Origin of the sequence: Pantoea allii (genome assembly GCF_002307475.1) — a bacterium.
In the GTDB taxonomy this organism is placed as follows: domain Bacteria; phylum Pseudomonadota; class Gammaproteobacteria; order Enterobacterales; family Enterobacteriaceae; genus Pantoea; species Pantoea allii.
In genome coordinates this window covers 14338-26075 of record NZ_NTMH01000057.1, presented here as the reverse complement: position 1 = coordinate 26075, position 11738 = coordinate 14338, and the positions used below count along the sequence as shown (strand labels likewise).

Genomic DNA, 11738 nt, shown 5'->3' with positions numbered 1-11738 from the left:
GGACGATTAGGCTAAAAGAAGCCATCTTTTAAACAGCGACAGCAGGATGCTGTTTTCACGGCCGCGAACAAAACAACGACAACATCTCTCGCATCAGGACACAGCTATGAATACAGAAATTATTAATATCTGGCCAAATGGTGATGCGCCCGGTGCCAGCGATTCTCGTGCTCAGCCCCAGATAGTGGATACAGCAAAAGAGTACGAACCCTACGATCGCGTGGCAACCGGCGTGCGCTGCCCGGAAATGGCTATCTGGCACCCTGTGGAATCCAATGGAATTACGTTACTGGTCGCGCCAGGCGGCGGCTATCAACGCATCATGATCGATCGTGAAGGCAGCGCGCTCGCCACCTTTTTTACTTCAATGGGTTATACGCTGGCCGTGATGACCTATCGCCTGCCCTACGACGGACATCATGAAGGGCCAGATGCACCGCTGGCAGATGCACAGCGCGCCGTTCGCGTACTGCGTGAACGTGCACAGCGTGGGCTGAACGGTAAGTACATCGTCATGATGGGCTTTTCGGCTGGCGGTCACGTTACCGCGAGTCTGGGTACGCGTTTCGCCGAGAAACTCTATCCGGTTCAGGACAGTGCTGAAAACTTTTCACCCCGCCCGGACGCTATGGTGCTGGTTTATCCGGTCATCAGTATGCGTGACGGTCTGGCCCATGAAGGTGCACGCACCCGCTTATTAGGAGCATGGCCCGATCAGAAAGCCATTGATGCTTACTCTCTTGAAACCCGGGTGCACAATCAGGTACCGCCGACCTTGCTGATCCATGCCGCCGATGATGACGCCGTCCCCGTTAACAACAGCATGGTATTTTTTAGCGCATTACGGGAACACAATGTGCCAGTTGAAGTGCATTTCTACCAGAAGGGCGGGCACGGTTTTGGTATCCGTGGCGTAGCGGATTTGCCCCTCGCCAGTTGGCCGATGTTAGTGACCGAATGGCTCAGGGCAAAAACCTGAGGGATCAGGAAGCCGGAGGCGCTGTGTCACCTGCGGCGCTGCTCTCCGGCTGGCTGGCATCACTGCTGATCGTCGGTGAAGATGCTGTCGCGGGCGGCGTCATGAGCTTATCCCAGCCCGACTTGAGGCTTTTCACATTGGTTTCGGTTTCGCCTTCCGGCTGAATCAACACCATCATTAATTCCTGGCTGAGTTGCTGACGCAGCTCCTGATTCAGCTGATCGCGCGTTAAGCCAGCAAGGAAATCCTGACGCAGCTTTTGATACTGCTCTGGCGCAATATCCACCACTGAATTGCGCTGAGAACGTAAGCGCTGGCTGATTAATACGTCAGTGTCTGTGCGGGCATAGGTCGTGAAAAGCTTATTCAGCTCCAGCAGCTTTTGCGCCATCAGGGCATCAAACTCGTCCTGAGGCAAACCGTTATCGCGAACGGCAGCCAGCTCGCGAGCGACCAGATTCATGTTCTGTTCAAGACTGTCATTACGCGTGTCCATATTGATGGAACACTGCGCGCGCTGGTACAGCACCCGACAGTCAAAGCCAACCTGCACACCTTGTGCTTTCCTGTTGCTCATGGCCCGCTGAACGTGCCAGAACAGGGCTTCACGCGCCAGATCGCCTCGCCAGTAACGCTGTAAGTTCTGCGAATCCCGGATGGGCTGCCACGGTGTATCCCAGACAAGCGACAACCTGTCCTGCGTTAATGCTCCGCTGACCAGATTGACGGGATCGTGCGGTAAAGGCGACAGCGTAGGCATCGCCGCTGGCGTGCTGCGCTTACCTTCCAGCGGTGAGAACGCTTTGTTGATCTGCTCGGAAAGGCTGCGACTGTCTACGTTACCGACGACATACAGTGTCATCGCATCTGGCGTATACCACTGCTGGTAAAAACTTTTCAGCTGCGCGGTGTCCACCGGCGCGCGCGGTTTTTCAGCCGGGTCATGCGCTAACAATGCCGACCCTTTCAGACGATAGCGCCACCAGACATCCTGAGTATCCGCCGGCCAGGTTCTTACCGGGTCAGAAGCGGACAAGGCTGTGTCCACCACCTGATTGGTAATGGCCATATCCCCTGCCGTAGCCGCCAGCCAGTTCAAGGCTTCTTTCAATAGCTCAGGACGGTTGTTAGGCAGGCTTAAGTTGTATTGCGTGTAATCATACGAAGAAATAACGGGCGGTAAAGGTCGCTGTGGATCGATACTCTGCTGCCACAAAGCGCGCTGCTGGTTAGTATCCAGCGCCGTGTTATGCACCATCGCCAGACGTGACAGAAGATGGCTAAAACCGGTTTGCTGCGCACTTTCTACCAGTGAGCCGGTGTTTACCACCATACGCAATTCAATGCGATCGCTTGGCCGTTGCGGTGTTGCCAACAGTTGCCAGTTAAATCCGTTATCCAGTCTTCCCTGTTGCCAGGCTGGATCAGGTTGCAGCGTTTCTGCTGGCACACCGTAACTGGTCGCTGCCAGCACTAATCCACCAACCAAAAGCCGAATTCTGGTGCCCTGCATGTGAACCCCTACTCAAACAATTCAAAAATCGTTATCACTGGCACGTTTAGCCGCGTTTATAAGCGGACCGATCATTGCCGATTCGCGCTGCCGATCATTAACAACAGGTTTGACCACAGGAAGACCGGGATGTCACGCAACGAAGTGAAAAACGTTGAAAAAAACAAGTGGGGTTTATTATCCAAATGCCCGCTGTCAGGGCAAGTGACAGCGGGCATTTGAGAGGATTAAATCACATTCAAGCGTTAAATCGCCGATTCTGACGGGTTTTTTGCCTTATTTTTGCCCGCCAGCGTGTCGCCCAGCTGTTTTTTATCCAACTGATCGACCCATTTTGCCACGACCACCGTTGCAACACCGTTACCCACCAGATTGGTCAGCGCACGTGCTTCGGACATAAAGCGGTCAATGCCTAAAATCAGTGCCAGACCTGCAACCGGTAAATGTCCCACTGCCGAAAGCGTCGCCGCCAGGACAATAAAGCCACTGCCCGTTACCCCGGCTGCGCCTTTCGAAGAGAGCAGCAATACGACCAACAGCGTGATTTGATGGAAGATATCCATGTGGGCATTGGTTGCCTGGGCGATAAAGACGGCCGCCATCGTCAGATAGATTGAGGTGCCATCCAGGTTAAAGGAATAACCGGTTGGAATCACCAATCCGACAACGGACTTCTTACAACCCAGCCGTTCCATTTTATCCAGCATACGTGGCAGTGCGGATTCTGATGAGGAGGTTCCCAGCACAATCAGCAGCTCTTCTTTAATGTAGGCAATGAATTTAAAGATGCTGAAGCCACCGAACACGCGCGCAATCAGCCCCAGTACCACCACCACAAACAGAATACAGGTGATATAGAAGCAGATAATGAGCTGCCCAAGCTGTACCAGTGAACCGACGCCATATTTACCGATGGTAAAGGCCATGGCACCAAATGCCCCAATAGGTGCAAGGCGCATGATCATATTGATGATGCCAAAAATAACTTTGGAGAAGCTTTCGATCACGTTGAAAATTAAGGTGCCGGTGTTGCCCAGACGATGCAGCGCAAAACCGAACAGGACGGCAAACAGCAATACTTGCAGGATATTACCGCTGGCGAAGGCACCAATCACGCTGCCCGGAATCACATCCAGTAAGAAGGCAACGATGCCCTGCTGCTCGGCCTGCTGGGCATAAATGGCCACGGCTTTCGCATCCAGCGTCGCCGGGTCGACGTTCATGCCCACACCAGGCTGGACGACGTTAACCACGATCAGACCAATCATCAGCGCGATGGTACTGACGATTTCAAAGTAGAGCAGCGCAACCGCACCCGTGCGGCCCACGGCTTTCATGCTTTCCATTCCGGCGATACCGGTCACAACCGTACAGAAAATAACGGGTGCGATGATCATCTTGATCAATTTAACGAAGCCATCCCCTAACGGCTTCATTTGGGTACCTAATTCTGGATAAAAATGGCCCATGAGTACACCAATGGCAATGGCGACCAGAACCTGGAAATAAAGGCTTTTAAATAGTTTCATAAACAGGTATCCACTAACGAATAGGGTAATGTTGTCGGATTTTTTATTGTGACTGGCTGGCAAGGCAGGCCGGACCAGACAGTTGACAGAAAATAACACTCTGTTTACGTGATTAATACAGGGCTGCAAAGTCAGGGGAAATGATACAAGCGTAATTCTGAACTGAAACGCTTCAGCAAGGGGTTTTGTAACTAAAATTCTTGCAAAATCAAGGGATCAGAGGGTTATTCGTGCAGTAGCGGCTTGCCAATCCATTGTTCGTTAAACTGCGCCAGCGGGACGGCCTCAGAATAGAGATAGCCCTGACCAATCGTGATACCACGCGCAAGCAGCCAGTCGCGTTGCTCGCAGGTTTCCACGCCTTCGGCAATCACATCCAGGTCGATAATGTCCGCGATGGCAGCAACGATGCGAACCATGGTGTCATCCTCGGGTAAGGCGGCGACAAAGCTGCGATCCATTTTCAGCTTGTTAACAGGTAATGACTTGAACTGATGAAGGTAGTTGAGATTGGAATACCCCATGCCGAAGTCATCAAGCGCGACAGCAACACCGGTTTTTTGCAGCATGCGTAGCAGGGAAATGGCCTGTTCAGCATCGCCGATCTCCGCCGTTTCGGTCATCTCCAGCACCAGCGAGCCCGGCGCGATAGAATGGCGCGCCAACAGCGATTGCAAATGGCTGACGATGCTGGCATCACGTAACTGTACGGCTGAAATGTTGATGCTTAGCGGCACCGTCATGCCATGGCGCTGCCAGCCCGCCAGAATGCGACAGGCTTCTTCAAATACCCAGCGTCCAATAGCAGAAATCACCCCGATTTCTTCGGCACTGGCAATAAACTCCTCGGGTAAACCGTAACTCCCGTCAGCCTGACGCATCCGCAACAGCGCTTCCGCCCCGGCTAAGTTACCGGTCCTCATATCGATCTGTGGTTGCAGGTAGAGGGCAAACTGGTCGTCGTGCAGGCCTTGTAAAATATCGTGTTCCTGGGTCAACCGTTTTTGCGCGCGTTCGGTCAATGCAGCGTCAAAAAACAGGATCTGGTTTTTCCCCAGCCGGCGCGCGGACATCATTGCCGAGGTCGCTCTGTCCAGCATCTCAACGGCGCCCGTCGTATCGCGCTCTTCGCTTAATGCCAGACCGATACTGGCGTTAGGCCGCAGCTGTAGCTGATGCAGGTTTACAGGTTGATTCAGGCGAATCATCAGATTGCGGGCCAGACGCAGGGCGCGGAACGGCGTGTTGGCCGATTTCATCAGCAAGACAAAATCACTGGTGGTGATCTGCGCTAATACGGTGTGGTCATCAAGGGTGCTGCGAATTTTCTCGACCAGCGTCAACATCAGCGTATCGCGCTGCTCATCGCTTAGTACGCCATTCGCTTCCTGTAAGGTCTCAATACGGATGACCATGACACTAAAGGCCTGTCGTCGATAACCGATGAACTGTTCCAGCAACGCCACAAACAGCGCCCGGTTAGGCAGGTCGGTGACGTCAAAATGCGTTGTTAACCGGCTCATCTCGTCATGAATGGACTCCAGTACATGTTGATTGCGGTTGTAACTGCGAATCAACATACCGATTTCGTCGTCGCGGTGATCCGCCGGCAGCGTCAGTTTATGCGTAAGAATCGACTGGGGCGGCAATTCCTGTATTTCACGTGAAATACGCCGCAGTGGATGTACAACCAACCGGTTGATGCACCAGCTAATGGAGACGGAGAGGATCAGCGCCAGCAGCAGATAGGTGACAATCATCGTAGAGAGCGTACTCAGGATAAACTGATAAACACGCGATGAGTTGGCCTGCAGCACCAGATAAGCCAGCGGCTTGGGTAAGCCCGTATGCTCCACCGAATAGAGCGGCAGCGTGATTTGTACCGGCAGCTCAAACAGGCGGGCCACCAGCCTGGGCACCGGTTTTTCGTTTTCAAAATTCGCGTGTAGCGCCTGAAAAGCATTCGGCAATACCACATCCGCACGCGACAAAATGCCTGCCGGTTTAAGTGAGTTAAGGATGCGTTCGGCCTGAGGGATATCAGCTTTTAATACGGCATCAGACAGGGGCTGACGCACGGTGTGCGCGATATTCTCCATTTGCTGGGCGTATTCAATCCTGCGCTGCTGCACAAAATGGAACAGTTGAATAACGATAAAAATACTGATGGTCACCGTCGCGATAAGAGAAACCGTCGCCATCTGTTTTATCGTAAGTGATCGGCTTACGCGCAAAAATTTACTCCCGGCTCGCTAAGAGCGTAGATATCCGTCAAGAAAAGCGCGTCAAGTATATCCTATCGCAGCGTTTTTTTGTGGCTTAAGGCGGCGGAAGCAGAGGATTCAGAAAGGCGGAGACAGCAAAAGCGAAATTTGCCACAGCCGCATCCTTTCAGTGGCGAATAACGAAAGGATGCCGCCGTTGCGATTCAGACAGTTATCAATGCTTTTCCTGATAAGCCATCCAGGTCAGTAGCTGCAGGCTGGCAGAAAAGTAGTTCTGCTCAGGCGCCAGTTTGTCACTCAGGTAGCCCGTTTCGTTGAGCACCAGATCGCGCACCGCCAGCAAGCCGCCTTCCAGATGGTAAGGTGCTGCCGTATTGGCCAGGACATCGAACCAGGCCGGCGTATTCATACGACCGTAACCCTGCCAGAGACGCTGGAAAGGGCCCAGCGCCAGGCTTTGTGGATCGTACCACCAGATATTCAGCGGTACGCGGATGGCATCATAACTAAAGCGGTTCGAATAACCGACCGCGGGGGCCACTGAACCGTCCGCATTCAGCGCAACCCAATCCAGTGGAAGATCGCTGTTGCCAAAATGCATCTTACCCAGCAGCGTCATCCCACCATCAATCAGCTTGTTCCAGACCTGTAAATGGCTGCGCTGACCAAACTCCTGCCAGGCGACAAACAAGAAATAAGAGGGATTTAAAACAACATAACTGTTTTTATTGAATCCCTGCGCGCCAGGCATCAGCACGGTGTAACCACCAAAGTCCGCCACATCAAGTTTGACTATCGCACGTTGAATACGATCTGATGCCTGCTGGTAGTCGGCCACATTCCACTTTTGCGCCGCGCGTTGTAATGCCCATGCAATCAGCACATCGCCATCGGAAGCGTTATTTTTATCCGCGATGGGGTCCTGAGCGGTGGGGACATAGCGCCAGTAAAACAGATCGTTTTGCGGATTGTGCAGGGTGGTACGCGTCCATGTCCAGAGCCGATCGAAGGTTGCACGGTCGTTGTAGGCTACCGCCAGCAACATGCCATAACCCTGGCCTTCTGTATGACTGACATTATTATTCGCCGTATCAATAATGCGTCCGTCTGCCTGGAGAAAACGGCTCTTATACGTATCCCAGCCATTTGCCATTGCCTGGGCATTGAAAAACATCACCATAAAACAAACCAGAACACCTGACCACACTGGCTTAACTCTCATCAGAGCACCTTATTGATATCGAAAATGCATGGTATTGCCATCGTTCAGTTCCAGCACAACCGGCACTGCTTTGCTGCCGCCCTGCCCCTGAAGCCAGCCGGAAAACAATCCCGCCAGTATGGCACCCAATGCCGACTGCCAGTGTGCGGCTGGCTGATTGCTGTCGCCTGCAGGTAATGCATAATGCTTAATTAACACGGCATTTTCCTGCGGCTGTAACTGAACAAATCCCCAGTTAAACCGGGCCAGTTGCAGGTTAAACTCGCGTTCAAGATCCTGCACAGTACGCGATTCAGGTAAAGGATAGCGCGCCGCCAGCGATTCACCCATGCTGTACAGAAAAGCCTCTGCCTGCTCCTGACCGGCGTTGGCAATCATCCCTTCGACCAGTACGCTGACCAGATCAAACCAGCCGGGCTGATGCGGGTGGGTTCCCCCACCAAATGCTTCACTCATTACTTCTCTCCGAACAGATAACGGAAATAGAGCTGTGCGGTGCTCTCGTTATAATCACCAAAGGTGTCATAACCCAGCTGCCCGCCAATCGTGACATCTTTATCAATTTTGTAATCCGCTCCCGCATGCAGGTTATAACCTACACCGTTTTTGCTGTTGCCGTCATAGAAGGCGCTTTTCACATTGCCGTTGGCAGCCAGCGCTTCCAGCTGCGCCTGGCGGGACGCATCGCCTGGGAAATACGCACTCTTATCCTGGCTGTAGCTCTGATAGCCCACGGCACCGCCAATATTGACTTTAAGATCGTCAAACGTGCGCGAGAAGTCGATCGGGAAGGAGATGGACGCATAGTCCTGCGGGCTGAAATAGCCGCCCTGACCATAGCTAAAGTAGCTGAGGTTTTTCGAGAAGTTCATCCACGACAAACTCATGCCCACCTTAAGTTCACGATCGTCAGCATAAAAGGGACGGACATAAACACCCGCATTAGCCTGCAGGTTGTTGTTACTGGCTACGTTATTCCCCACGTAGCTGTAAGCGCCAGCCCCGACAAACAGACCGGCATCGCCATTGTCATAACTCAGTAACGCATTGCCACCGTTTTTGGTGACGTTACCCCAACGTTTACCGCTGGATTTATCTTCCGTGCCGACATAAGACAGCAGACTGTCGGTAATCGCACGGCGCTCACCGGTCAGAATCAGCGTCAGGAAATCCGTGAGTTTCGGCGACCATTGCACACCACCCACCAGCGTATTGAGATCCTGGCCCAGCGGCGTGCTGCCGAGATCGATTTTATAGCTATCGCCCTGGAGTGCCAGATTCAGCTCGACGCCGGATGCGCTTTGCGAATCGGTCGTGGCATTGGGAACATCATCAATTTTGGCGATACCGGCAGCCACCACTTTGCCCTGCTCCAGCGCATTCGTACCAAAACGACGCCAGGCATCGCCTGCACCGCTTCCGGCGGTGAGTGAAACCGGCGTCATCGTAAAGTTGAACCGCGCATTGCCAAACGGCACGGTAGAGAAGGTCAACGGTGCTTTCGCTTCCGTCAATTGACTCAGCCCTGACTCACCGTCACGCCCGCGGACCTGTACCGCGCCCTGCGCCCAGGTGCCGGTTTTCTCCTGCAGGGTCTCCATCATGGTGTCAATGTCGTGCAACGTCTGTGCCTGCTGCGAAGGAACCGTGTTGGCACGGGCAACGGCGACATCCTGCGATCCCTCTGCCGAGACCGGGGCAACCTGCCACGGCAGCACGGTGCCATAACTGGACGGCGAGTGTCCAACAGGGGAGGTGCTGCGGTCAATAAAGGGATTGTCGGCCAGCGCCAGTCCACCAATGGTAGGCGTTGCGCCAGCCTGTGCGCCTTGCAGACCAATAATCTGCCCGCGTGCAGCGCGTAAATAACGCATGGCTTGCGTATGTTCGCCATTGGCCTCGGCGACCTGAGCCAGCAGCAACTGACGTTGCGGTGTCTGGCTCTGTGTAAGGCCACGGGTCAGTTCATTGGCACGCTGCACGTTGTTTTGTGCCAGTGCGACATTGATGGCCCCAACGCGCGCATCCTGGGAGGGCGTATCCTGCGTCATCAGGTAATCGTAAACCACGCCCGCGTCTTTGTTCATTTTGCCGTCCTGGTAGAGACGGGCCATGGCAAACATCAAATCACGGTTTTGCGGATCGCGCTGCAGTGCACCAACCAGCTTATCGTAGGCAGCGGCATACTGTTTCTGCTGTCGTAGCCGATCAACATCGTTAATCAGATAACCTTCGCGTATATCTGCCAGCTGTTTTGGTGTGCTGCGTGCCTGCAGTTCTGGCAAGCTGAGAAAACGCTGCGCCTCATTGTCCAGTCCGGCCTGATTCAGTACGGCTACCTGAGTAGCATAATCACCAACATTACCCTGAACACCGCGCTGCATATTACCGCGCACCACGGCCACCGCCGTGGTGATATCGCCCGCTTTCGCCAGCTTCTGCGCCAGGTTTCCGGCATCAACCGGGTTATCTGGCGGATTCACCGCCAGCGCTTTTAACGTGTTTGCCGCCGCCGCATTCGATCCTTGTGCCAGATACTGATCGGCCGTCGCCATCTGCAGATTGAAATTCACACGCTGGGCCAGCTCCCGCATATCACGGGTTTGGGCGCTGGCAGGGATCTGCGCCAGCAGCGAACTTGCCTGCTGCCAGGCACCGCTTTCACTGGCGTTAATCGCGCCCGCATAGCGTTCTGTGATGCTGGCACCACTGCGCATGACCGGCTGCATGACGCCCGCAGCCAGCATGGTATTCCCTTGCTGGCGGTAAAGACGCGCCAGGTCGAGACGCAACCAGCCGTCCTGCGGATAACGTTGAATGCCCTGCTGCAGTGTTGCAATAGCGGCACTGATGTTACCTGCCGCAACCTGACGTTTCGCCTGCTGGCGAATCGGGTCAACGCTGCTGCCTCGCGGCGCCACACTTTGCCTGACGCTTTCGGGCAGCGAAGCCAGTAACGTATTGGCTTCAGCGCTGCGGTTCTGCTGGCGCAGTACATAGAACAACCCTTCGCGCGCGCTGCGGTTATCGGGATCGTTTTTCAGTATCGCGCGGTAAGCCTGCTCCGCCTGGTCGGGTTGATTACTGCGGCGCAAAATGTCGGCGCGGAATAAGCCCGCCGCCACGCCCTTCTCGCCTTCTGCATGCGTAAGCGGTTCGCTGATCGCCAGTGCCTGTGCACTGTCGCCATTTTTCAATGCTTGCTGGGCGCTGGCTAACTGTGCATAAAAACGGGCATCGGCTGCCTGCTTCTGGCGATCGGCGCTTTGATCGCCGCCCAGTTGCGCCGCACGCTCCAGATAATCCGCTGCGTCCTGGTAACGGCCTTCTCGTTGTGCCACATATCCCATTCCGGCAAGCGCATCCGCGTCCTGTGGGTTGGCCTGTAACACCTTTCCAAAATTGCTTTGCGCGCTGTTCACGTCGCCGCTGTTTAGCGCGCTAAAACCTGCGCCTTTTTCTGCCCCTCCCACGTTTTTACGGTAATAGTCCATTACCGCATTATCCTGGGGGTGCCGCTGCTGCCAGGTCTGATAGAGCGGCGCGTCCGACGTCTGCGGGCCGAGCCACAACAGCGCCTGACGAAGAGAACGATCGGCATCCTGATTGCCGCTTGCCAGCGTACTGAGCAAGTCAATGCCTTCACGCCGGGTAGCGTCCTGATAAGTCAGCGCCTTACCCAACGCCAGTTTGGCACCCGTATCCTGCGGATGCTGCGCTGAAAAAGCACGTAACGCTTCAATAGCCTGCGGCAGCAGCGTGCGGTCACCGGCCATGGTGAGGTAATATTCGGCGGCAACGCTGGGTGGCGGTTCATTGCCGCTGAACGTATTACGCCAGGTCTGTAAGGCAGCCGCGATATTCCCGCTTCTTGCCTGCTGGCGAGCCAAAGAGAGCTGCGCCTGAGGAATGGTCTGCAACTGACGGGCATTATCCAGTTCAGACAGGTGCGGATCGTCAGGCGAAACCTGACTCAGACGCGTGCGATACTGCATCGCCCCTGCGCTGTCACCGCTTTGCTGTGAATAGAGCGCCAGCAGATAAAGCGCCTGGCTATTGTTCGGCTCAACCATTAACACTTTTTGCAGCGACGCTTTTGCCAGATCGTCATGGGCTTTTTGATGCCAGTAAGCCGCCTGATCAAAGAGCGCCTGTAACGCTGGATTGCTGCTCTCCGCCGCCTGCAGCGGCAGAGACAGTGAGAGCGCGCTACCCAGTAACAACGCACGACAGATACCGGCACTGATTTGGTTTTTATTCATTATTATGG

7 protein-coding genes are annotated in these 11738 nt (G+C 54.4%); 1 reads left to right on the top strand and 6 read right to left on the bottom strand.

Features of this window, described 5'->3' with window-relative positions; translation table 11 throughout:
• Positions 1-106: 106 nt before the first annotated feature.
• Positions 107-979, top strand: a complete 873-nt coding sequence (locus CMR03_RS24540; RefSeq protein ID WP_063877876.1) for an alpha/beta hydrolase — start codon at positions 107-109, stop codon at positions 977-979.
• A 4-nt stretch (positions 980-983) separates the two neighbouring features.
• Here CMR03_RS24540 and CMR03_RS24535 read toward each other — a convergent pair whose 3' ends face one another.
• The 6 genes from CMR03_RS24535 to CMR03_RS24505 form a co-directional block, all read right to left on the bottom strand.
• Complete coding sequence (locus CMR03_RS24535) at positions 984-2492, bottom strand: M16 family metallopeptidase (protein WP_096012924.1); 1509 nt, start codon at positions 2490-2492, stop codon at positions 984-986.
• A 245-nt stretch (positions 2493-2737) separates the two neighbouring features.
• Positions 2738-4027 (bottom strand): dicarboxylate/amino acid:cation symporter, encoded by a 1290-nt coding sequence (locus CMR03_RS24525; RefSeq protein WP_172823917.1) that lies wholly within the window; start codon positions 4025-4027, stop codon positions 2738-2740.
• Positions 4028-4245: 218 nt separating this feature from the next.
• Positions 4246-6255, bottom strand: a complete 2010-nt coding sequence (gene hmsP / locus CMR03_RS24520; RefSeq protein WP_096012923.1) for a biofilm formation regulator HmsP — start codon at positions 6253-6255, stop codon at positions 4246-4248.
• Positions 6256-6460: 205 nt separating this feature from the next.
• A complete protein-coding gene (locus tag CMR03_RS24515; protein ID WP_096012922.1) occupies positions 6461-7468 on the bottom strand; it encodes a family 8 glycosyl hydrolase in 1008 nt (335 codons plus the stop codon).
• Positions 7469-7477: 9 nt separating this feature from the next.
• The gene (gene bcsD / locus CMR03_RS24510) at positions 7478-7924 is read right to left on the bottom strand and encodes a cellulose biosynthesis protein BcsD (protein WP_096012921.1); all 447 of its coding nucleotides are present in this window, start codon (positions 7922-7924) and stop codon (positions 7478-7480) included.
• Positions 7924-11730, bottom strand: coding sequence for a cellulose biosynthesis protein BcsC (locus CMR03_RS24505; protein ID WP_096012920.1), 3807 nt, complete (start codon positions 11728-11730; stop codon positions 7924-7926). Before CMR03_RS24505 ends, bcsD begins: the two co-directional genes overlap by 1 nt.
• Positions 11731-11738: the final 8 nt, after the last annotated feature.

Excerpts from the sequence above, each read along its gene's own strand:
- CMR03_RS24540 (WP_063877876.1), top strand. The coding sequence starts at position 107 with ATGAATACAGAAATTATTAATATCTGGCCAAATGGTGATGCGCCCGGT.
- CMR03_RS24535 (WP_096012924.1), bottom strand. The coding sequence starts at position 2,492 with ATGCAGGGCACCAGAATTCGGCTTTTGGTTGGTGGATTAGTGCTGGCA.
- CMR03_RS24515 (WP_096012922.1), bottom strand. The coding sequence starts at position 7,468 with ATGAGAGTTAAGCCAGTGTGGTCAGGTGTTCTGGTTTGTTTTATGGTG.
- bcsD (WP_096012921.1), bottom strand. The coding sequence starts at position 7,924 with ATGAGTGAAGCATTTGGTGGGGGAACCCACCCGCATCAGCCCGGCTGG.
- CMR03_RS24505 (WP_096012920.1), bottom strand. The coding sequence starts at position 11,730 with ATGAATAAAAACCAAATCAGTGCCGGTATCTGTCGTGCGTTGTTACTG.